Here is a 22997-nt window from a genome sequence, read left to right as displayed (position 1 = left end):
GCGAGGTAAGGGAAGAGCGCTCCAAGGAATAAACAAGCAAGTCTGCAAGGCGGGTTCGCGCGAGCGTGTCCCGCCTTTTACTTTGCTGTCCGGTCGCGGCGGGTTACGCTCCCCTAACCCGCCCTCCGTTTTCGGACATCCCATGGAATTCGCCCCAAGCGACCTCACCCAGCGCGAACGCTACAAGGTGCTGACCTCCTTCGTGCTGCCGCGGCCCATCGCCTGGGTGACGAGCACGAGCGCGGACGGCGTGGTCAATGCCGCACCGTTCTCGTTCTTCAACGCCTTCTGCGAGGATCCACCGCTCTGCATGTTCGCGGCGAACCGCAAGCCCGACGGCCGCGAGAAGGACACCCTGGTCAACATCCAGCGTCTCGGCGAATTCGTGGTCAACCTGACCGACGAGCCGCTGGCGCGCGCGATGCATGAGACCTCGGGCGACTTCCCGCCCGAGATCGGCGAGCCCGAGTATCTCGGCCTGAAGCTGGCGCCATCCACCAGCATCGCGGTGCCGCGGCTGGCCGACACGCCGTGGGCGATGGAGTGCAAGCTCTGGAAGCTGATCGACGTCAACGATGATCGCCGCCTGATCATGGGCGAAGGCATCCACTTTCACATCCGCGACGAACTCTGGGATCCCGAGACGATGCGGGTGCACATGGAGCGCTATCACCCGATCGGCCGCATGTTCGCCGACCGCTATTGCCGCACCGATGATCGCGTGGTGTTTCCGGCGGCGGAGGGTGCAAAGACGAAATGACGAGGACAAGACAATGAGCGAAACATTCCGCGACAACGAAGCGCAGAGCCGGTTCGAGCTCGCCGTCGACGGCTCAACCGCCTTCGTGGTCTACCGCAAGACGCCGGACACGATCACGCTGGTTCATACCGAAGTTCCGCCGGAGCTCGGCGGCCGCGGCATCGGCTCCAAGCTCGCACGCGCGACACTCGACGCCGTGCGTGCGCAGGGCATCAAGCTCGTCGTGAAATGCGAATTCATCCAGGGCTTCATGAAGAAGCATCCGGAGTATGACGATTTGCTGGGCTAAGGCGTAGGGCAGGTTAGCAAAGCGTGTCTTCTCGTCATGGCCGGGCTTGTCCCGGCCATCCACGTCTTTGCGGCTCGTCAAGAAACGTGGATGCCCGGCACAAGGCCGGGCATGACGAGTTTCACGGGCGGGCCGACGGCAGTCGGCGATGCTAAGACGCCACCGGCTCGCCGAGCTTGTCCTGTGTCCTGGTCTCGAAATCGCTGGCGTCGTGGCGTTCGTGGAGCTGGCTGGCGGGATCGCCGGAGATGCGGTTGACCATGCGGCCGCGCTTCACGGCCGGACGCTTGGCGATCTGGTCGGTCCAGCGCTGCACGTTCTTGTAGTCCTGCACCGAGAGGAATTCGCCGGCGCCATAGACCAGCCCCTTGGCGAGCGCGCCGTACCAGGGCCACACCGCGATGTCGGCGATGGTGTATTCCTTGCCCGCGAGATATTCGTTGTCGGCGAGGCGGCGGTCGAGCACGTCGAGCTGGCGTTTGACTTCCATCGCGAAACGATCGATGGCGTATTCGATCTTGAACGGCGCATAGGCGTAGAAATGGCCGAAGCCGCCGCCGAGATACGGCGCGCTGCCCATCTGCCAGAACAGCCAGGAGAAGGTTTCGGCACGGGACTTGACGTCGGTCGGCAGGAACGCGCCGAATTTTTCAGCCAGATAAACCAGGATCGAGCCCGACTCGAATACCCTGATGGGCTCCTTCCCGCTGCGGTCCATCAGTGCCGGGATTTTCGAGTTCGGATTGATATCGACGAAGCCGCTGCCGAACTGATCGCCGTTGCCGATCTTGATCAGCCAGGCGTCGTATTCAGCGCCCTTGTGGCCGAGCGCCAAAAGCTCCTCCAGCATCACCGTCACCTTCACCCCGTTCGGCGTCGCCAGCGAATAGAGCTGCAAGGGATGCTTGCCGACCGGCAGCTCCTTCTCGTGGGTCGGGCCGGCAATGGGGCGATTGATGCTGGCGAACTGCCCGCCATTCTCCTTGTTCCAGGTCCAGACTTTGGGCGGCACGTAGGCAGGAATGTCATTCACGTCGTTGGCTCCCGATTCATGTTCTTGCCAGGTGGCGCGGCGGCCGCCGTGCCCATCCCCATGTCCGCACTAGATGGTGGGCTCGCTCGGCTTTGCCCAGCCCGCGCCATCGCATTTTCTACCTTGCGGAATGCGCTGCGAGCGATGCAGCCAAGCCGCGCGTGCACGCAAGACCGCCGGTGCCGAAACCCGCTTGGCTTAGCCGACCGTGATGCGCTAGCGTTGCAGGGGCTGACGCCAACAAGCACAAGAAGCAGCCGCCGGGAGAGAACCAGTCCATGAAATCGCCGATCTGCGACATGCTGGGCATCGAGTTCCCGCTGCTCGCCTTCAGCCATTGCCGCGACGTCGTTGCCGCCGTCAGCCGCGCCGGCGGCTTCGGCGTGCTGGGCGCGACCGTGCACACGCCTGCGACACTCGAACGCGAGCTGGCATGGATCGACGCGCATGTCGACGGCAAGCCCTACGGCATCGACGTGCTGATCCCCGAGAACATCTCGACCGCGGGCGAGAAGGACGTCACCTGGAAGAGCCTGGAAGCGCGGGTGCCGCAACAGCATCGCGACTATACGCGCGATCTCCTGAAGAAGTACGACATCGAACTGACCACCACCGAGGTCGCCGACGACCAGCCGCAGCCGTTCGATGCGAAGACGGCGCTTGAGCTGCTCGAAGTCTCTTTTCGTCATCCGATCCGCCTGATCGCCAACGCGCTGGGCGTGCCGCCGACGGCGATGATCGAGATGGGCAGGAAACACGGCGTCCCCGTTGCGGCACTGGTCGGCGCCAAGGAGCACGCGCTGCGTCAGGTCGCAGCCGGCGTCGACATTCTCGTGGTGCAGGGCACCGAGGCCGGCGGCCATTGCGGCGAGGTCTCGACCATGGTGCTGGTGCCGGAGGTGATCAAGGCGATCAAGAAGATCCGCGATGTGCCGGTGCTGGCGGCCGGCGGCATCATGACGGGACGGCAGATGGCCGCCTGCATGGCGATGGGCGCGGCCGGCGCCTGGACCGGCTCGGTGTGGCTTGCGACCGTCGAGGCGGAGACGACGGAGATCTTTCGCGAGAAGATGATCGCGGCCTCCTCCCGCGACGCCGTGCGCTCGAAGGGCCGCACCGGCAAGCCGGCCCGGCAGCTCCGCTCGGTCTGGACGGATGCCTGGGACCGAGCGCCGGAGAGCCCCGGCGCGCTGCCGATGCCGCTGCAAAGCATCATCAGCCGCGACGCCTTCCACGCCATCGACCGCGCCGCGGCCGGCGGTAACGAAAAGGCCCGCGATCTCGTGAGCTACTTCGTCGGCCAAGGCGTCGGCCTTATCGACAGCGTGAAATCGGCAGGCGCGGTGGTGCAGGAGTTCAAGGAAGATTTTGCGGAAGCCGTCGAGCACATGAATGCGCTGGTGGCGGAGTGATTGCTACACCGTCATTGCGAGCGAAGCGAAGCAATCCATCTCACCCAGCGGAAGTATGGATTGCTTCGTCGCTTTGCTCCTCGCAATGACGCCAATAATAACCATCGAGTCCAAGACCGCAGAGTGAAACAACAAGAATGTCGAACAGCATCCCCGAAGACCGCATTCCCGTCATCGTCGGCGTAGGCGAAATTGTCGATCGTCCGAAGGACATCACCGCCGGCCTCGAGCCGCTCACGCTGCTGGAGGAGGCGCTGAAGCGCGCCGAAGCCGACAGCGGCGCCAGGCTACTGTCCGACGTGCAGTCGCTCGACGTCGTCAACTTCCTGAGCTGGCGCTATCGCGATCCGGAGAAGCTTCTGGCGCAACGGCTCGGGATCGCGCCCGCGCATTGCTATTACGGCCCGGTCGGCGGCGAGAGCCCGATCCGCTACATCCACGAGGCGGCAAAGCGCATCGCGCGGGGCGAGTGCAGCGTCGCGGCAGTCTGCGGGGCGGAGGCGCAATCGACCGCGACCAAAGCGCAGCGCGCCGGCGTGGAGCTGCCATGGACCCCGTTCGCGCATGACGTCGAGGAGCCCAAGCGCGGCGCGGCGTTCCAGAAGCCGCTGGCGGTCAAGCTCGGCGTGTTCCGTCCCGTCACGGTCTATCCGTTCTATGAGGCGGCCTCCTCCGCGCATTGGGGCCAGACGCCGCGCGAGGCGATGAAGGAGTCCGGCGAGCTGTGGTCGACCTACGCCCGCGTCGCCGCCGAAAATCCGAACTCGTGGCTGAAGAAGACGTTCACCGGCGACGAGATCACCACGGCCACGCCCGACAACCGGATGATTGCCTGGCCGTATACAAAGCTCATGGTTGCCAACCCGAGCGTCAACATGGGCGGCGCCCTGCTGCTCACCAGCCTTGCCAAGGCGCGCGCGGCCGGGATTCCCGAGGACAGGCTGGTCTACCCGCTCGGCGGCGCCTCGGCCGAAGAACCGCGTGATTACCTGATCCGCGACCAGTTCGTCGAAAGCCATCCGCAGAACGCGGTGCTGAAAGCCGTGATGGACCTCGCCGGCGGCGACGGCAGAAAGTTCGATGCGATCGAGCTCTATAGCTGCTTCCCCTGCGTGCCCAAGATGGCGCGGCGGACGCTTGGCTTGGGCGCGGACGTGCAGCCGACCGTGACCGGCGGGCTCACGTTCTTCGGGGCGCCGCTCAACACCTACATGACGCATGCGGCCTGCGCGATGGTGCGCGCGGCGGCGCCGGGCTCGGCCTGCTCTACGGCCAGGGCGGCTTCGTCACCAAGCATCATGGCCTCGTGCTGTCGCGCGCGGCGCCGAACGTCGCGCTCAAGCAGGACACCAGCGTTCAGGCGGAGGCCGACCGCAACAGGCGCAACGTGCCCGACTTCACCGCAGAGGCAGCGGGCAAAGGCAAGGTCGAGGCTTTCACCGTGATCTATCGCGGCAATGGCGAGGTCGAGCACGGCGTCACCATGCTGCGCACCGAGGACGGCCGCCGCACGCTCGGCCGCATCCCGGCAAGCGACACGGCGACGCTGGCCTATCTGCAGGACATGGACCGCACGCCGGTCGGCACCACGGGCAACATCGTCACCGCCGGCGATGGCATGCTGGAATGGCGGGTCGGGTAGGTCTCAAAGCTCGCTCTTAGAGCGTTTTCGAGCGAAGTGGATACCGGTTCGCGTGAAGAAAACGCGTCAAAACAAGAATCTAGAGCCGTTCCGATTCCATCGGAACGGGAAAGGCTCTAGCGCGTAGCCCGGATGGAGCGCAGCGCAATCCGGGGTGGCTCTGTCCGCGGATAGACCTGCCCCGGATTGCGCGGAGCCTGTCATCGGGCGCGCGTTCGCGCGACCGGTTGACTTCCTCCGGGCTACGAAAGACCGCAGGGATTTACCCCTTCACGTCCTGCTTTTCGGACGCCGTGGTCGGCTTGCCCTTGGCGCCGGCACCGGTGACGCGGACATGATCGCCGTCGGCGAGTCCGTCCGGCGGGGCTGTGATGATGCGGTCGTCGGGTGCGAGGCCGGTGGCGATCTCGATCTCCTTACCGAGGTCGCGGCCGATCTTCACGGGCTTGAACAGCACCTTCTCGTCCGCACCGACCGTCGCCACACGCAGGCCGCTGCCGTTGAAGATCAGGGCGCTGGCGGGGATGCTGAGCGGCGCGGAGTCACGCTGGAGGCTGAGCTTCACGCTGGCATAGCCGCCGGGCATCAACTCGCCTCTGGAATTGTCGAGCCCGAGCTGCATGCGCGTGGTGCCGGAGGCGACATCGACTGCCTGCGATGAAGCCTCCACCGTCGCCTGAAAGGTCCGGTTGGGATATTCCGGCAGCGTGATGATCGCCTTGGCCCCGATCTTGATCGCCGGCACGTAGTTCTGGGGCACGTTGACGTAGACGCGCAGCTTGGTGATGTCCGAAATCACGAACATCGCCGGGCCCGAGCCGCCGCCGGCATTGATGAGCGCGCCGACGTCGGTGTCGCGCGCGGTAACGACGCCGTCGAACGGCGCGGTGATCTTCTTGTAGCCGGCGAGCGCTTCCAGGCGCTCGACATTGGCCTGCCCCGAATTGACGGCCGCCTTCTTGTTAGAGAGGTCGGCGGTGCGCTCGTCGATCTCCTGCGCCGAGACGAAGTTGGAGGCGACCAGCGTCTTGCGCCGGTTCAGCGTTGCCTCCGACAGCCTGGCGCTGGCCTGCTGGCTGGCGAGGTCGGCGCGGGCTTGCAGCAACTGCTGATCGAGGTCGGGCGCCTCGATCTCGGCAATCACCTGGCCGGCCTTGACGCGCGCGCCGATGTCGGCGCTCCAGCTCTTCAAATAGCCCGACACGCGCGCGAAGATCGGAGCCCGGTAGTAGGCTTCCAGCCGGCCCGGCAGCTCGATGGTGGCATTGAGGTCCTTGGCATTGGGCAGCGTCACCGCCACGCTGGGAACGGCCTGGTCGTCGGTCCATTCCTTCAGCCGTGTATCCTGCTCCTCGCGGGCACGGATGCCGGTGCCCACGACGAGGCCTGCCGCAATCAGCGCCACCACGCCGAAGATGCCCAGTTTCCGGTGCGACACCGGGGAGCGGGGTTCAGTGGGCGACATGCGGAGTCTCCAATGAGGCGGCGGCTTCGGCGCCTTGTTTCTTGTGAACCATGCTGAACACCACGGGAACAAACATCAGCGTGGCGAAGGTTGCAAAGATCAGGCCGCCGATCACGGCCCGGCCGAGCGGTGCATTCTGCTCGCCGCCCTCACCCAACCCCAGCGCCATCGGGGCCATGCCGATGATCATGGCGAGCGCGGTCATCAGCACCGGGCGGAACCGGACGAAGCCGGCTTCGAGCGCAGCGGCGATGGGATCGCCGAGTTCCTCGTAGCGCTCGCGGGCAAAGGAGATCACGAGCACGCTGTTGGCGGTGGCAACGCCCATGCACATGATGGCGCCGGTGAGCGCCGGCACCGACAGCGTGGTCTCGGTCATGAACAGCATCCAGACGATGCCGGCGAGCGCGGCCGGCAACGCGGTGATGATCACGAACGGGTCGGACCAGGACTGGAAGTTCACGACGATCAGGAAGTAGATCAGCACCACGGCCCCGAGCAGGCCGAACAGGAGGCCGGTGAAGGCGCTGTTCATGGTCTGCACCTGGCCGAGCAGCACCACGGATGAGCCCTTCGGTACCTCCCTGGCGGTGTCGGCGATCAGCTGGCGGATGTCGGCGGCAACCGCGCCGAGATCGCGGCCCGAGGTCGTGGCAAAGATCTGCACCATGGACTGGATGTCGTATTGCGAGACCACCGCGCTCGACGTCGAGCGCTTGATGTCGGCGATGCCGCCGAGGATCGGCGACTGCGCATTGCTGGCCGCGGTGATCGGCAGGGTCTGCAGCGCACTGAGCGAGTCAATCTGGTATTGCGGCGTCTGCATCACGATCGAGTAGGACACGCCGTTGTCGGGATTGAGATAGTAGGTCGGCGCCACCTGCGAGGAGCCGGCGAGATTGACCACGAGGCTGTTGGTGACGTCGCGCTCGGTCAGGCCGACATATTGCGCGCGGGTGCGGTCGACATCGATGTTGAAGGTCGGGTTGTTCGGCGACTGCTGGATGCGCGCATCGGCAACGCCGGGAATCTTGCGGACCTTCGCCAGCAGGCTGTTGGCATAGGCGAAATTCGCGCTGACATTGGCGCCGCGGATTTGCAGGTCGATCGGCGCCGGCGCGCCGAAATTCAGGATCTGGCTGACGATGTCGGCCGGCAGGAACGCGAAGCTCACGCCGGGAAACAGGCGCGGCAATTGCTCGCGCAGCACGCGGACATGCTCTTCGGTCGGCCTATGGCCTTCCTTCAGCTTGATCTGAATGTCGCCGTCCTGCGGGCCGATCACGCCGGTGTTGTTGTACGTCATGTTGATGCCGGAGATCGGCATGCCGATGTTGTCGGTCATGGTCTCGATTTCGCCCGGGATCAGCTTGCGCACCGCCTTCTGCACGTCGGCGAGCTGGTTCGCGGTCTCCTCGACGCGGGTGCCGACCTGGGTGCGGACATGCATCAGGATGTTGCCGGCATCGACGGCCGGAAAGAAATTGCGGCCGAGGAACGGCACCAGCGCGAAGGACGCGGCGACGACCGCGAGGAAGCAGCTCACGAACACCGTGCGATGACCGAGCGCCATCGCGAGCAGGCCACGATAGCCGCCGCGGATGCGCTCGAACCGCGCCTCGAAGCCGCGCTGGAACCAGACTAGCGGATTGCGCGACTTCGGCGGCCCGCCCTCGTGATGGACATGCGCCTTGAGCAGATAGTTCGCCATCGTCGGCACCAGCGTGCGCGACAGGATGAACGACCAGATCATCGCGAACATCACGGCTTCCGCCATCGGCACGAACAGGAAGCGCGCGACGCCAGTCAGGAAGAACATCGGCACGAACACGATGCAGATGCACAGCAGCGAAACGAAGGCCGGGGTCACGATCTGGTTGGCGCCGTCGAGGATGGACTGCTCGACCGGCTTGCCCTGCTCCAGATGGTAGTTGATGTTCTCGATCGTGACCGTGGCGTCGTCGACGAGGATGCCGACCGCGAGCGCGAGGCCGCCGAGCGTCATGATGTTCAGCGTCTCGCCGATCGCCGACAGCATGATGATGGCGCCCAGCACCGACAGCGGGATCGAGACCGCGATGATGATGGTCGAGCGCCAGCTGCCGAGGAACAGCAGGATCATGACGCTGGTGAGCAGCGCCGCGATCACACCCTCGAAGGCGACCCCCTGGATCGCGCCGCGGACGAACACCGACTGATCACCGATGAAGCCGATCTTCAGTGCGTCGGGCAGCTGATCCTTGACGTCGATCACCTTCTGCTTGATGCCGGCGATGATATCGAGCGTCGAGGTCGCGCCCGCCTTCAGCACCATCATCAGCACCGAGCGGTTGCCGTCGACATGAACGATGTTGGTCTGCGGCGGATTGCCGTCCCGCACGGTGGCGACGTCGCGCACATAGACCATGGCGCCGTTGACGGTCTTGATCGGCAGATTGCCGAGTTCCTCGATCCGAAGCGGCGAGTTGTTGAGCTGGATGTTGTACTCGAACTGGCCGATCTTCTGGGTGCCGACCGGTGTGATCAGGTTCTGGGCGGCCAGCGCATTGGCGACGTCCTGGCCCGAGAGGCCGCGGGCCTGGAGCGCGGTAGGATTGAGATCGATCTGGACCTGGCGCTGCTTGCCGCCGAACGGATAGGGAATCGCCGCGCCCGGCACCGTGACCAAGGGCGTACGAAGCTGGTTGATGCCGATATCGGCGAGATTCTGCTCGGTGAGCCCGTCGCCCGACAGCGCCACCTGAATGATCGGCACGGTGGACGCCGAGTAGTTCAGGATCAAGGGTGGCGTCGCGCCCGGCGGCATCTGCTTGAGCAGCGTCTGCGAGATCGCGGTGACCTGCGCGTTGGCGGTGCGGATGTCGACGTTGGGCTGGAAGAAGATCTTGATGATGCCAAAGCCGTTGTAGGAATTGGCGACGATATGCTCGATGTCGTTGACCGTGGTCGTCAGCGCGCGCTGGAACGGGGTGGTGATGCGGCCGGACATCTGGTCCGGCGGCAGGCCTGTGTACTGCCAGACCACGCCGATGACGGGAATACGGATATCCGGGAAGATGTCGGTCGGGGTTCGCAGCGCCGCGAGCGGTCCGATAATCAGCAGCAGCAGCGCCAGCACGACGAATGTATAAGGCCGGCTCAGGGCAATACGGACCAGAGCAATCATAAAAGAAGCGTTCCCGAAATGAAGCCCGCCCAGGCAGAGGAATCGACATTGCAAAAGCCGTTCCGCAGCGGCCGATTTACCCGATGCCGGGCAAAACGCCAACCCGCGGAGCCGCGGCGGCTTTCACTTCCTCGGCATAGTGCATGAGGCGGCGCGCTCCGATCGCGCGCGGATCGTCGTCAAAAAGAGGCGGCTCTGCTGCGAATGCGAGCCGGCCGAGGATGCTATTTCGGCCGACGCGAGGTTAACGCATCGCTGCCCTGCGAAAATGTAGAACGTGGCGGGCCGGGTCAGCCCACCACGTCGGCATCGGTTAGGCGAAGGATGGCGGCCGCCCGAGCGGCGGCGCCGGATCAGGCGGCGCGGACGGCGTCGAGGAACTTGCTCACCTCGAGCTTGAGGCGGCTGCTGTCGCCCGAGAGCGATTGGGCCGCCGACAGCACCTGGCTCGACGCTGAGCCGGTCTCGGTCGCGCCGCGCTGCACGTCGGTGATGTTCGACGACACCTGCTGCGTGCCCTGCGCCGCCTGCTGCACGTTGCGGGAGATTTCCTGCGTCGCCGCGCCCTGCTCTTCGACCGCGGCCGCGATGGCCGACGAGATCTCCGACAGACGCTCGATGGTCGAGGAGATCTCCTTGATGGCGCCGACCGAGTCGTTGGTCGCGGCCTGGATGCCGGAAATCTGCTGGCCGATCTCGCCGGTCGCCTTCGCGGTCTGCTCGGCCAGCGCCTTGACCTCGGAGGCGACGACGGCGAAGCCGCGGCCGGCCTCGCCGGCGCGCGCCGCCTCGATGGTGGCGTTCAGCGCGAGCAGATTGGTCTGGCCGGCGATGGTGTTGATCAGCTCGACGACGTCGCCGATCCGCGCGGCGGCCTTGGAGAGCTCGCTGACCCGCTCGGTGGTGGCGCGCGCCTGGCCGACGGCATCGCCCGCCATCCGCGCCGATTCCTGCACCTGGCGGCTGATCTCGCCGACCGACGAAGCCATCTCCTCGGTCGCCGAGGCGACCGATTGCACGTTGGTCGAAGCTTCCTCCGACGCCGCGGCAACCGACGTGGTCAGTTCCTGCGAACGCCGGGCGGTCGACGACAGCGTGGCCGCGGAGGCCTCGAGCTCGGTCGAGGCCGATGACACGGTCTCGACGACCTCGCCGATCATGACCTCGAAATTGCGGGTGATGGCATCGACGCGGCGGCCACGCTCGATCTTGGCCTCGGCGTCCGCCGCGGCGGCTTCGTCGGCGGTCTTCTTGGCGATCAGCGCCTCCTTGAAGATCTGGAGCACGTCGGCCATGGCGCCGATCTCGGTCTTCTCGCCCTGATGCGGGACGTTTGCGGTCAGGTCGCCGCGGCCCAGCGCCTGCATCGGGCTCACGATCGAGGCGATGCCGGCCGAGACGTCGCGGATCATCAGGAAGCTGACGCCGACGCCGACGATGATGGCGGCGCCAAGGATCATCGCAAGCAGCATGACGGCCGACGCGTAGCTGTTTGCCGCCTCCTGCGCCGCCTTGTCGGCACCGGCATTGTTGAGCTCGATGTCCTTGTTCAGGACCTCGTCGGCCTGGAGCCCGATCTTGTTGACGGTCTTGGAGTTGAGCTCCTGCGCCTCGCGCGGGAGCTTGCCGGCCTCCTTGCGCGACAGCGCCATGACCTCCTCGGTGCCCTTCTTGTAACGGGTCCAGGCATCGACCCATTGACCGTAGAGCGCGCGCTCCGTGGGGGTCGCGATCAGCGGCTCGTAGATCGCGCGGACCTTGAGGTTAGCGTCGACCACCGAGGTCAGGGTCTTTTCCTGCGCGAGCTTGTCGTCCAGCGCCTCGGCAAGCATGTGCTGGCGAACCACGTTGCGATACGTGATGACGCTGGCGCGCAGATCGCCGAGCGCACGCACGCTCGGCAGCCAGCTCGTGGTGATGTCGACGGTGTTGGCATTCATCGACCGCATCTTCATGACGGCGAGCAGGCCCATGCCGGTCATCGCAACCAGCAGGAACGCAACCACGGCAATAATCTTGGCGCGGATCGAGAATTTGGCGAACATCGTGGGGTCTCTTGATATCGGGCTCGCGAAGCCCGATCGAATGGCTGGGGGCGTGGCGGGACGCCGCAGACATCAAAGCCAGCCCCCCTCCTTAAGTAGGGTTAATTTGGTTCCCCGTTGAACTACGGAGGCGCTCATCTACGGCGTGGCATGATGCGCGCCAGCCGCATCAAGGCATCAACGCCAGCGCATCCGAGAAAAACTCCGGCCCGCCGAAATTGCCTGATTTCAGTGCAAGCACCATCTCGCCTCTCCCGGCGCCGACCGCTCGCAGCACCGGCACGCCGGCGGCGATTTCCGCACCGACCAGGAATCCAGGAATGCGCAGGCGATCGACCACGGCGCCCGAAGTTTCACCACCGGCGACCACCAGCCTGTGCACGCCCGACTGCACCAGACCATCCGCGATGTCGGCCATCGCCTGCTCGATGGCATGCCCGGCTGCATCACGACCATGACGGGATTGCACAGCTGCCACCTGATCCGGGGTCGAGCTGCTCGCGATCAGGATTGGCCCCGCCCCGAGCCGGTCTCTGGCCCAGGCGAGCGCACGCTGCGTTTCGTCCTTGCCGGCGACCACCCGCTCGGGATCGAGGTGCAGGACCGGCATCACCTTCTCGGCGTTGGCGATCTGGCGCAGGGTCGCCTGCGAGCAACTGCCGGCAAGGCACGCCGCCGGGCCGCCGACCGGCGTCGCCAGCATCGCATCCGCGGTGTCCGATTTGGCTTTGCTCGCGGCGACCAGCGCTCGCGCCAGGCCAAGCCCGATCCCGGAAGCGCCGACCGAAAGACGGTGATCCAGCGCTACCTGCCCGATGGTCTCGAGGTCGCGGTCGAACACCGCATCGACGATGGCGGCGCCGATGCCGCCTTGCGTGAGCTCGGCGAGCTTTGCCCGGACGGCGTCCGCGCCACGGCTCAGCGTCGCCAGATCGACCAGGCCGACCTTGGTCGTGCTCTGGCGCGCCAGCACGCGCACCAGATTCGAATCGTGCATCGGGTTGAGCGGATGGTCCTTCAGCGGGCTCTCGTTGAGCGGCACGGCACCGACGAACAGGTTGCCCTGGTAGACGGTGCGGCCAGTCTCCGGGAACGCCGGCGTCACCAGCACGACGGCTTCGCCGCAATCGGCGCGCAACGCGTCCATCACCGGGCCGATATTGCCGGCGTCGGTGGAATCGAAGGTCGAGCAGATCTTGAACAGCACGTGGCGCGCGCCGCGGCCGCGCAGCCATGTTTCCGCCGCGCGCGAGCGCGACACCGCGAGGCCGGCTTCGATCGAGCGGCTCTTCAGCGACACCACGACGGCGTCGACCTCGGGCAGCGCGAGATCGTCGGCGGGCACGCCGATGGTCTGCACGGTGCGGAGGCCCGCGCGCGTCAGCGTGTTGGCGAGATCGGAGGCGCCGGTGTAGTCGTCGGCGATGCAGCCCAACGCAAGTGTCACGACTTCACTCCAGCGTAGGGCTTGAACCAGGCGAGCCCATCGGTGGTCTTGCCGCGCGGATTGTACTCGCAGCCGACGAAGCCGGCATAACCGAGCCGGTCGAGCTCTGCGAACAGGAACGGATAGTTCAGCTCCTCGCCGTCAGGCTCGTTGCGCGAGGGGATGCTGGCGATCTGGATGTGGCCGATGATCGGCATCATCTCGCGCAGCCGCATGGTGACGTCGCCATGGATGATCTGGCAGTGATAGATGTCGAACTGGAGCTTCAGGTTCGCAAGCCTCAGCTCCTGGATCAGGTCGCGCGCGAAGCCGAAATCGTTGAGGAAATAACCGGGCACGTTGCGCGCATTGATCGGCTCGATCACGACATCGATACCGTGGGGTGCGAAGAATTCCGCGGCATGGGCGACCGATTTGCGAAACGCGGCGACGGCCCTGGCATCGCTGCGGTCGGCGATGCCCGCCATCAGATGCACCCGCTTGACGCCGGTCGCCTGCGTATAGGGCAGCGCGGTCTTCAGGCTTTGCTGCAGGTCGGCGAAACGGTCCGGCAGCGCCGCAAAGCCCTTCTCGCCGGCGTTCCAGTCGCCCGGCGGCAGGTTGAACAGCGCCTGGGTCAGACCATTGCGCTCGAGCCGCTCGCCGATCGCTTCCGCCGGATGCTCGTAGGGAAAGAGAAACTCGACGGCGGTGAAGCCCGACTTCGCCGCCGCGTCGAAGCGGTCGAGGAACGGCACCTCGGTGAACATCATCGAGAGATTGGCGGCGAAACGGGGCATCGGAGTTCCTCTTGCTTATTTGTCACCGGGCAGCTTGACGCCGGTGACCTGCGCATACATCCGCGCCACCGAAGCATCGTCGTCACGGCCCATGCCGGCGGCTGACGTCATCAGAAACATCTGGAGCGCGGCGGCGGAGACCGGCACGGGGAATCGGGCGGTGCGTGCCATGTCCTGAATGATGCCGAGGTCCTTGACGAAGATCTCGACCGCGCTGCGCGGCGTGTAATCGCCGTCGAGCACGTGCGGCATGCGGTTCTCGAACATCCAGGAATTGCCGGCCGAAGCCGTGATCACTTCATAGACCTTGCGGATGTCGAGGCCCTGCTTCGCCGCGAACGCGATCGCTTCGCTGGCGGCGGCGATGTGCACGCCGGCGAGCAATTGATTGATCATCTTGAACGCAGCGCCCTGCCCGGCGGCATCGCCGAGCTCGTAGAGCTTTGCGGCCATGGCATCGAGCGCGGGCCGCGCCTTAGCAAAAGCGGCGGGACTGCCGGAGGCGAGGATCGTCAGTTCGCCTTGCGCGGCGCGCTGCGCCCCGCCGGAGATCGGCGCGTCCAGATAATGCCGTCCGGTCGCCTCGAGCTGCTTGGCCAGGCGCCGCGCCACGTCGGGATCCATGGTGGCCGAGGAGACGAAGACGCTGTCCTTCGGCATGGTCTCGGCGGCCCCATCCTTGCCGAACAGGATCGCCTCCGTCTGCGCGGCATTGACGACGACGCTGACGACGATATCGGCCTCCCTGGCCGCTTCGGCCGGAGTCTTGGCCCCCGCGCCGCCATCCTTCACGAAACGCGCCACCGCGTCAGCCGAGACGTCGCAGCCGGTCACGGCGTGGCCGGCGCGCTTCAGCGAGGTCGCCATGCCGTATCCCATCGAGCCGAGGCCGATGACGGCGACACGTGATGTTGCGGAACTGGACATTTGGCGATCCCTGAACATTTTTAGTTGTTTGAGCATGACCTTTTCGGAAAACCGGCTGTCACTTTGCGCCAGCGCGGCCTTCCGGGCCCGGTTCATGCTCGTTGCTGCTTGCCTATCACGGCTTGGCCGCGCTGCCAAAGCGTGAGACAAAGCGGAAAATGGATAGCGCCAAAGATGGCGCCAAGAGCTAAACCGGAAGAGCGAAACCGGATGAGCGAAACAAAGCTTCGTGAGGATATCTGCCGCTTCGGACGGTCCCTGTTCGAGCGCGGACTGACGCCGGGCTCCTCCGGCAATATCAGCGTCAGGATGGACGACGGCGGCTGGCTGGTGACGCCGACCAACGCCTCGCTCGGCTTCCTCGATCCGGCGAAAATGTCACGGCTCGACGGCAACGGCCGGCCCGTCTCCGGTGATGCCCCGACCAAGGAAGTGCCGCTGCACAATGCGCTCTACGACACGCGCGGCAGCGCGCGGGCCATCGTGCATCTGCACTCCACCCATTCGGTCGCGCTCTCGATGCTCCCCGAGATCGACCCGCGCGCCGCGCTGCCGCCGATGACGGCCTATTACCTGATGAAATGCGGCGCCACCGCGCTCGTGCCCTATTACCGCCCCGGCGATCCCGCGGTGGCGGATGCGATCAAGGGCCTGGCGGGGAAATATTCATCCGTCCTGCTCGCCAATCATGGGCCCGTCGTGTCGGGCGATACGCTGGAAGCGGCGGTGTTCGCGACCGAGGAGCTGGAAGAAACCGCAAAGCTCTATCTGCTGCTGCGCGGGCTGAACCCGCGCTATTTGTCGCCCGACCAGGTGGCTGATTTGACCAGGACGTTCGGGCTCGTGCTGCCGGATCACCCTCACTAGATCAAGCGGAGGATCGATATGCGAAGGACAGTCATGATGAGGTTCACGGGCTTGGCGTTAGCGGCACCGTTTGCCGTCGGCCTTGCGGCGTCGGACGGACGGACCGAAGAGACCTTGCAAGGCATGCTGGCAACCCAGCTGCGCGCGCAAGGCTATGCCTGCGACAAGCCGCTCAAGGCCGAGCGGGACGACAAGCTCTCGAAGCCCGACAACGAGGCCTGGACGCTGACCTGCAGCAACGCGACCTATCGGGTCAGCCGCGTGCCGGACCTCGCCGCCAAGGTCGAGAAGATCGACGAGGGCAAGTAGGCTGCGGGAGTGCGGAGCACTATCCTCCGCGTCATTGCGAGGAGCGAAGCGACGAAACAATCCATCTTTCCTCGCGTGGGGGAGCTGGATTGCTTCGCTGCGCTCGCAATGACGGTGAAATCACAGCCCCAGATACGCCTTGCGTACGTCCGGATTGCCCTTGATCTCGCTTGCTGCGCCTTGCATCAGCACGCGGCCGGTCTGCAGGATGTAGGCGCGGTCGGCGATCTCGAGGCATTCGGCCATGCGCTGCTCGACGATCAGCACGGTCATGCCGGCGTCACGGATGCGCTTCACCGCCTGGAAGATCTCGTCCACGAGCTTCGGCATGATGCCCTGCGAGGGCTCGTCCAGCATCAGAAGCCGCGGGCGTGTCATCAGTGCGCGGCCGATCGCGAGCATTTGCTGTTCGCCGCCGGAGAGCGTCTCGGCGCGCTGGTCGAGCCGTTCGCCAAGTCGCGGGAACAGCTTGAAGACGAGATCGAGCGGCTCTTCGCGGTTGGCTTCGCCACGGTAGAGATAGCTGCCGAGACGCAGATTGTCGCGCACCGAGAGCCGCGGAAACAGCCGGCGGTTCTCCGGCACGTAAGCGATGCCGGTCGCCGTGATGTGGTGTTGCGCCATGCCGTCGAGGCGCTTGCCGTCGAACGTCACCGTGCCGGAGCGCGGACGCTCGGCACCGGCGATGGATTTGAGCAGCGTCGACTTGCCCGCGCCGTTGGCGCCGGCCACGCAGACGATCTCGCCCTTCTGGACCTCGATCGAGACCGCGGAGATCGCGACGAGGCCCTGATAGGCGGTCGTGACTTCACGCACCGACAGCATGACGATCTCCCAGATATGCGCTGATCACCTTGGGATCGCGGACGACGTCTGCGGGCTTGCCCTCGACCAGCACCTTGCCGAGGTCGAGCACGATGGCGCGGTCGACCAGCGGCATCACGATCTCCATGACATGCTCGACCATCAAGACGGTGATGCCGGCATCGCGCACCTTGCGCACCAGCGCCACGCCGGTCTGCGCCTCGGTCGGGGTCAGGCCGGTGAGGACTTCGTCGAGCAGCAGCAGCTTCGGTTCGGTCGCGAGCGCACGGGCGACTTCGAGACGACGCTTCTCGGCCGGCACGAGGTCGCTCGCAAGCACGTCGGCGCGCGCGGCAAGGCCGGTGAATTCCAGCACTTCATAGGCCTTCTGCCGCGCAATGCGCATCTTGGTGTTGCGGATCAGTGCGCCGACGATGACGTTGTCGATAACTGTCATGGTCTCGAAGCTCTTGACCACCTGGAAGGTCCGCCCGATGCCGCGCTGGCAGCGTTCGGCCGCCGGCATGTGGGTGACATCCTCGCCGTCGAATAGAATCGAGCCCTGGGTCGGCGGCAGCACGCCCGCGATGAGGTTGAACAGGGTCGACTTGCCGGCGCCGTTCGGGCCGATCAGGCCGACGATCTCGCCACGGCCGACCGATATCGAGACGTCGCTGTTGGCGATGAGGCCGCCAAAACGCTGCCAGACGCCGCGGGTTTCAAGGAGCGGGGTTTCCGGAAGCGCCGTCATCGTGCAGCTCCCTTGCGCAGGGAGAACACGCTGACCAGGCCGCGCGGCAGGGCCAGCGAGATCAGCACGATCAGCGTGCCGTAGACGATGAGGTCGACGCCACGCCCGGAGCCGCCGATATAGGAGCGCGTCAGCTCCGTCATCGGGATCAGGATGGCGGCGCCCAACACCGGCCCCCAGAGGGTGCCGATGCCGCCGAGCACGGCCGGCAGCGCCATCAGCAGCGAAAACTGGAACCCCATGACGCTCTCGGGATCGATATAGGCGAGAAACTGCGCATAGAAGGCACCGCCGATGGCGACCAGGAAAGCGGAGACGGCAGCCGCGCCCATCTTGGAATTGAACACGACGACGCCGAGGCTCTCGGCCGCTTCCGGATTGTCCTTCACCGCACGCCACCAGAAGCCCCATTTGGAATCTTCCAGCCACCAGGTGACGAACCAGGCGAGGCAGCACAGGCCCAGCGCGAAATAGAAGTACGGCAGCTTGGTGCGCAGAAACTGGAATTTCAGCCAGCTGTCGCCGCGGATCGGAATGGTGATGCCCATCGCGGCTCCCGCCCATTCCCAGTTCTGGAACAGGAGCAGACCGATCTCGGCGATGACGATGGTCGCGATCACGAAGTAATGGCCGCGCAGGCGGAAGAAGGGATAGCCGAGTCCCATCGCGATCAGGGCGGCAATCACGCCGCCGCCGAGCATGCCGAACCAAGGCAGCACGCCGAACTTGGTGAACAGCAGCTCGGTGGTGTAGGCGCCGATGCCGAAATAGAGCGCGTGTCCGAGCGAGATCTGTCCGCAATAGCCCGACAGGATGTTCCAGCTCTGCGACAGCGCCGCATACATCAGCGTCAAGATCAGGATGTTCTGGACGTAGACGTCCTTGACGAACAGCGGCGCCAGTGCGGCGATCCCGCGAGGCAGGCAGCCACGATCAGGTCACGCCTGCGGCGTTGAGCGAACTCGTTGTCCATCACATCGACCCGAACAGTCCGCGCGGCCGGATGAAGACCACGAGCAGGTAGACGGCGTAGATGCCGACGGATTTCAGCGAGGGAGGCAGCACCAAGGCCGTGACCGCCTCGACGAGGCCGACGATGATGCCGCCGGCGAAGGCCCCGAACACGCTGCCGAAGCCGCCCAGCGCCACCGTGACATAGGCGATCAGCGCGAAGGACGCGCCGACATCGGGATAGATGTAGAAGAACACCGCCATGATCGCGCCGGCGAGACCGACCAGCGCGGCGCCGAGGCCCCAGCCGAACGCGAACACGCGGTTCTTGTCGATGCCGACGAGCGCCACCGCACCGGGATCTTCGCGGGTGGCCTCGATCGCGCGGCCGAAATCGGTACGGTGGATGAAGAAGTACAGCGCGACGAAGGCCGCGATCGACAGCATCGCGCCGATCAGCTGCGGCTCCGGCAGATAGATGCCGGCGATCGACACCGTCTTGCCGCCGACCCAGGAGTTGGTGACGCTGCGATAGTCCGGGGTGAAGAAGAACTGCGCGAGCCCGCGCATGACGATGGCGAGACCGAAGGTGGTGAAGATCTGCACCATGCCGGCATTGGCCTTGGCCCGCATGGCGAAGCGAACAATGAGCAGGTAGATCACCGCTCCGAAAACGAACAGCGCCGCGGCGACCAAGGGCGCCGACAGCAAGGGGTCGATGGCGAAGAACGCGAACAGAAAGAAGGACAGGTACATCGCGAGCATCAGGAACTCGCCATGGGCGAAGTTCGTGACGTCCATCAGGCCGAAGATCAGCGCGAGGCCTGCGGCGATCAGTCCGTAGAGCAGCCCCATCAACAGGCCGCTCGCCAAACTCTGGATAATGGTCTCGGCTGTCACCGCTGCGCCCCGGTCAACGCATCATTCAAGCGTCGTCCTGGCGAAGGCCAGGACCCATAACCACAAATGCACCGGGAGGAGAGACAACAACCAATCATCGCAAAACGCCTGCCTGGGTTACGCGACGAGTGCAAGCACTCGCGCGGGGGTCCCGGGTCGCGCTTCGCTCGCCCGGGACGACGTAGGGAAACTGAGAGACCGATCAGCTGTTCATCGGCCAGATCGCCTCGGAGACCGCGGCCTGTTCCGGGAAGATCGTCACGAAGTTCTTCGCGGAGTATTGCAGCAGCACCGGGTCGGCGTCGTTGTTCTGGCCCATCTCGTCGAACTTGACGCGCTTCCAGGGCATGATGGTCTGATCGCCCGGGATGTCGGTGGCGGCCAGCGCATCGCGGATCTTCTCGCCGTCGGTCGACTTGGCCCGGTTGATGGCGTCGGCGAGGATGATCAGACCCATGAACTGGCGCGAGGAATAGTCGTTGAAGTCCTTGCCGGACTTGGCGCGGTACATCTCGTTGATCAGACCGACCATCGGACGCTTCTGCGCGAGGTCGAGCGAGAAGGTGCCGCGCGAGATCACGCCTTCGAGCTTGTCGCCGACGGCATCATAGAGCGCCTTCTCGGAGAAGCCGGCGTCCTGCGCCACGATCGCATTCGGCTTGTAGCCGAGCTCGGCCATGGTCTTGACCAGGAGGATGCCGTCGGTGGTGTAGCTCGAGGGCATCAGCACGTCGGCATTGGCGGTCTTGAGCTGCTGCACCTCGGCCGAGAGCGAGGGCGAGTTGGCGCGATACTTGATGTCGGTGACGATCTTGTAGCCGCGCTCGCCGGCGATCTTGGTCTGGGCGTTGCCGGAGTCGGTGCCGAAGATGGTGTCTTCATGGAACAGCGACAGCGTCTCGATCTTGGTGCCCTTCTTCTTCATGGCATCGAAGAAGTCGAACATCGCGGCCGAGTACATCTCGTCATGCGGCGCAGCGCGGAAGTAATATTTCAGGCCGCGGCGATGCAGGCTGGGCGAGGAATTGTCGGCCGACACGAACGGGACCTGGTAGCGTTCGCAGATCTGGCTGACGGTGACGGCGACGGCGCTCTGGTAGGTGCCGATGATGGCGCAGACCTTCTGCTGCGTGATCAGGCGCTCGGCCTCGGCGCGGCCCTTCTGCGGGTCGGCCTGGTGGTCGGCGAACACGAGACGGATCTTCGCACCGCCGAGGCCCGGCAGGCCTTCGCCCTTCGCCAGCGGCAGTGCGAAGTCATAGTTCTTGTTGATGATGTCGGCCGCGGTTTCGAACGCGCGCTGCGCGTCGACGCCGATCTGCGCGCTGGCGCCCGACAGCGGATAGATCACGCCGATTGCCACTTCACTGGTCTGCGCGCGCGCGGCCATCGGACCGAGCGCCGCGGCGGCAGTGGCACCCAGCAACACGTTACGCCGAGAGATCGTCATCGAAATTTCCCCTTGGTCAGCTTGTTATTATCGATGTGACGCTTGTAGCGCGCAGTAAAGCCTCAATGAATTGCACGAATTGCCTATTCAGAGCACAGCGAGCTGCTTGTTCCTGAGATCCGTCACCAGCATGAGGCCGGGCGAATGCGTGATGGCGAACGGGAGTTTTGCGATCACCGATTGCGGCGTCACCCCGCAGGCCCAGAACACCGGAATCTCGTCGTCGGCGACCGGCACCGGATCGCCGTAGTCGGGCTTCGCAATGTCCTTGATGCCGATCAGATGCGGATGGCCGAGATGCACGGGCGCACCGTGCACGGCGGGATAGCGTGAGGTGATCTGCACCGCGCGGATCGCATCGGCCGGCTTGAACGGGCGCATCGACACGACCATCGGACCGGCGAACGGCCCCGACGGGCTGCACGCGATACTGGTGCGGTACATTGGCACACGCAGATTGCGTTCGATGTGACGGATCGGCATGCCCTCCTCGAGCAGGGCCTCCTCGAACGAGAAGGAGCAACCGAGCACGAAGGTCACGAGATCGTCGCGCCAATACTTCGTCACGTCGGTCGGCTCGTCCACGACCTCACCGTCGCGCCAGACGCGGTAGCGCGGCACGTCGGTGCGGATGTCGAGATCGGCGCCGAGGGACGAGATGTGCGGGCTACCGACATCGGACATGCCGATGATCGGGCATGGCTTCGGATTGAGTTGGCAGAAGCGGTGAAAGGCGCCGGCGAGTTTTTCCGGCAGGATCGCGAGATTGCCCTGGACGAAACCGTTGGCGAGACCGGCTGTGGTGGCCGAGGCCACGCCGTCACGGCAGGCGCGGCGCGCTTCGACGCTCGCCAGCACTGGCTCCCCCTGAGATCGCTGCACTGCCGCAAAAACAGTCATGGGATTCTCCTGCCCATAATCTCGACAAGGACAAACCAACACCAAGCGTGATATAATGTCTAATCGTCGTTTCTAATCAATATCGATAAATCCAATTTATCGATCGGGAACATCCTTCCAATGCTGGACTTCAGGTCGATCGAGACGTTCCTCTGGGTTGTGAAGCTCGGCAGCTTCCGTGGCGCCGCCCAACGGCTCAACACCACCCAGCCGGCGATCTCGCAGCGCATTGCACAGCTCGAGCGCGAGATGGGCGTGAAGCTCCTGAACCGCGATCATCGCGTGGCCTCGCCCACCCCCAGCGGGCGACAGATGATGGTCTATGCCGAGAAGCTGATCGGCCTGCGCGCCGCGATGATGGCGGAGATCGGCGACCGGTCGGCGATGCGCGGCGTGATGCGGCTCGGCGTCGCAGAGACCATCGTGCACACTTGGCTGCCGCGGCTGGTGAAGAGCGTGAACGAGGTCTATCCGAACCTGTCGCTGGAGATCGAGGTCGACATCACGCCGAACCTCACCGGGCGCCTGCTCGCGCAGGAGATCGAGCTTGCTTTCGTGCTTGGGCCGGTCTCGGCGTCCGGCGCGCACAACCATGTGCTGTGCGACTACCCGATCGGTTTCCTGGCGAGCCCGGCGCTCGGCCTCGGCGACGGCCCCGTGGCGCGGCAGGACTTCGCCCGGTTTCCGATCATCACCTTCCCGCGCAAGACCAAACCTTACGAGGTCGTGCGCGAGGTGTTCGACCGGCCGGAGCTGCCGCCGATCCGCCTGCATGCCTCCGCCTCGCTCGCGACGGTCATCCACATGGCCAATGAAGGGCTTGGCATCGCGGTCATCCCCGCGGCGATCGTCGAGAACGAGCTTGCCGACGGGCGCTTGTTGCTGCTCGACACCGACCTCAAGCTGCCGCCCCTCACCTTCACCGCGAGCTGGCTCGCCTCGCCCGATGCGGTCGCCATCGAGCGTGTCGCCAATCTCGCCCGGCAGATCGCACAGGCGAGCGTGGCGGTTGACGGCGCGGGAGTGGCGCGTCATTGAACGATTGCCGGATAATCGAACGTCATTCCGGGATGGTCCGAAGGACCAGACCCGGAATCTCG

General features: G+C 65.2%; 18 protein-coding genes and 2 pseudogenes. 7 read left to right on the top strand and 13 right to left on the bottom strand.

The features are described from left to right. Positions 1–142 precede the first annotated feature (142 nt). Positions 143–760: a flavin reductase family protein gene (locus RX327_RS13470; protein ID WP_317250551.1), complete on the top strand. Its 618-nt coding sequence runs from the start codon at positions 143–145 to the stop codon at positions 758–760. 13 nt (positions 761–773) lie between these two features. After that, positions 774–1049, top strand: coding sequence for a GNAT family N-acetyltransferase (locus tag RX327_RS13465; protein WP_050386047.1), 276 nt, complete (start codon positions 774–776; stop codon positions 1047–1049). Positions 1050–1200: 151 nt separating this feature from the next. Here RX327_RS13465 and yghU read toward each other — a convergent pair whose 3' ends face one another. Next, entirely contained in the window at positions 1201–2082 is an 882-nt protein-coding gene (gene yghU, locus RX327_RS13460) for a glutathione-dependent disulfide-bond oxidoreductase (protein WP_317250549.1), read from the bottom strand. Positions 2083–2360: 278 nt separating this feature from the next. Here yghU and RX327_RS13455 point away from each other — a divergent pair, with 278 nt between their 5' ends. Together RX327_RS13455 and RX327_RS13450 are read left to right on the top strand one after the other, a co-directional pair. Continuing rightward, a complete protein-coding gene (locus RX327_RS13455) occupies positions 2361–3494 on the top strand; it encodes a nitronate monooxygenase (RefSeq protein WP_317250548.1) in 1134 nt (377 codons plus the stop codon). 137 nt (positions 3495–3631) lie between these two features. Beyond that, positions 3632–5136: pseudogene (locus RX327_RS13450) on the top strand (acetyl-CoA acetyltransferase). Between the two features lie 262 nt (positions 5137–5398). Here RX327_RS13450 and RX327_RS13445 read toward each other — a convergent pair. The 6 genes from RX327_RS13445 to ltnD all read right to left on the bottom strand — a co-directional run bounded on the left by RX327_RS13445 (position 5399) and on the right by ltnD (position 14965). Further along, complete coding sequence (locus RX327_RS13445) at positions 5399–6601, bottom strand: efflux RND transporter periplasmic adaptor subunit (protein WP_317250547.1); 1203 nt, start codon at positions 6599–6601, stop codon at positions 5399–5401. Beyond that, on the bottom strand, positions 6588–9767 hold the full coding sequence (locus RX327_RS13440; protein WP_317250546.1) for an efflux RND transporter permease subunit: 3180 nt from the start codon (positions 9765–9767) through the stop codon (positions 6588–6590). The genes RX327_RS13445 and RX327_RS13440 overlap by 14 nt, the downstream gene beginning before the upstream one ends. Before the next feature lie 353 nt (positions 9768–10120). After that, positions 10121–11812 (bottom strand): methyl-accepting chemotaxis protein, encoded by a 1692-nt coding sequence (locus RX327_RS13435; RefSeq protein WP_317250545.1) that lies wholly within the window; start codon positions 11810–11812, stop codon positions 10121–10123. Between the two features lie 169 nt (positions 11813–11981). Beyond that, entirely contained in the window at positions 11982–13259 is a 1278-nt protein-coding gene (gene otnK / locus RX327_RS13430) for a 3-oxo-tetronate kinase (RefSeq protein ID WP_317250544.1), read from the bottom strand. Further along, a complete protein-coding gene (gene otnI, locus RX327_RS13425; RefSeq protein ID WP_317250543.1) occupies positions 13256–14038 on the bottom strand; it encodes a 2-oxo-tetronate isomerase in 783 nt (260 codons plus the stop codon). The genes otnK and otnI overlap by 4 nt, the downstream gene beginning before the upstream one ends. Positions 14039–14053: 15 nt before the next feature. Then, positions 14054–14965: an L-threonate dehydrogenase gene (ltnD, locus tag RX327_RS13420; protein WP_317250542.1), complete on the bottom strand. Its 912-nt coding sequence runs from the start codon at positions 14963–14965 to the stop codon at positions 14054–14056. A 210-nt stretch (positions 14966–15175) separates the two neighbouring features. Here ltnD and RX327_RS13415 point away from each other — a divergent pair, with 210 nt between their 5' ends. Together RX327_RS13415 and RX327_RS13410 are read left to right on the top strand one after the other, a co-directional pair. After that, entirely contained in the window at positions 15176–15832 is a 657-nt protein-coding gene (locus RX327_RS13415; protein ID WP_317250541.1) for an aldolase, read from the top strand. 33 nt (positions 15833–15865) lie between these two features. Next, positions 15866–16141, top strand: a complete 276-nt coding sequence (locus RX327_RS13410) for a hypothetical protein (protein WP_050386036.1) — start codon at positions 15866–15868, stop codon at positions 16139–16141. A gap of 120 nt (positions 16142–16261) precedes the next feature. Here the strand turns inward: RX327_RS13410 and RX327_RS13405 are convergent, their stop codons facing one another. The 6 genes and pseudogenes from RX327_RS13405 to RX327_RS13380 form a co-directional block, all read right to left on the bottom strand. After that, the gene (locus RX327_RS13405; RefSeq protein WP_317250540.1) at positions 16262–16966 is read right to left on the bottom strand and encodes an ABC transporter ATP-binding protein; all 705 of its coding nucleotides are present in this window, start codon (positions 16964–16966) and stop codon (positions 16262–16264) included. Further along, on the bottom strand, positions 16950–17696 hold the full coding sequence (locus tag RX327_RS13400; protein ID WP_317250539.1) for an ABC transporter ATP-binding protein: 747 nt from the start codon (positions 17694–17696) through the stop codon (positions 16950–16952). The genes RX327_RS13405 and RX327_RS13400 overlap by 17 nt, the downstream gene beginning before the upstream one ends. Continuing rightward, positions 17693–18669, bottom strand: a pseudogene (locus tag RX327_RS13395) (branched-chain amino acid ABC transporter permease). The gene RX327_RS13400 and the pseudogene RX327_RS13395 overlap by 4 nt, the downstream one beginning before the upstream one ends. Next, positions 18669–19547: a branched-chain amino acid ABC transporter permease gene (locus RX327_RS13390; RefSeq protein WP_317250538.1), complete on the bottom strand. Its 879-nt coding sequence runs from the start codon at positions 19545–19547 to the stop codon at positions 18669–18671. Before RX327_RS13390 ends, RX327_RS13395 begins: the two are co-directional and overlap by 1 nt. Positions 19548–19749: 202 nt before the next feature. Continuing rightward, entirely contained in the window at positions 19750–20997 is a 1248-nt protein-coding gene (locus RX327_RS13385; protein ID WP_317250537.1) for an ABC transporter substrate-binding protein, read from the bottom strand. Positions 20998–21084: 87 nt separating this feature from the next. Further along, a complete protein-coding gene (locus RX327_RS13380; protein ID WP_317250536.1) occupies positions 21085–21897 on the bottom strand; it encodes a putative hydro-lyase in 813 nt (270 codons plus the stop codon). Positions 21898–22017: 120 nt separating this feature from the next. Between RX327_RS13380 and RX327_RS13375 the strand changes: the two genes are divergently transcribed. After that, positions 22018–22935 carry a LysR family transcriptional regulator gene (locus tag RX327_RS13375; RefSeq protein ID WP_317250535.1) on the top strand — a complete coding sequence of 306 codons (918 nt, stop codon included), beginning with the start codon at positions 22018–22020 and terminating at the stop codon, positions 22933–22935. The last annotated feature ends 62 nt before the right edge of the window (positions 22936–22997 follow it).

The organism is Bradyrhizobium sp. BEA-2-5, from assembly GCF_032918025.1.
Classification (GTDB): Bacteria; Pseudomonadota; Alphaproteobacteria; order Rhizobiales; family Xanthobacteraceae; genus Bradyrhizobium; species Bradyrhizobium pachyrhizi.
Note: the sequence above shows the minus strand (reverse complement) of the source record. Positions and strands in the feature narration are given on the sequence as shown.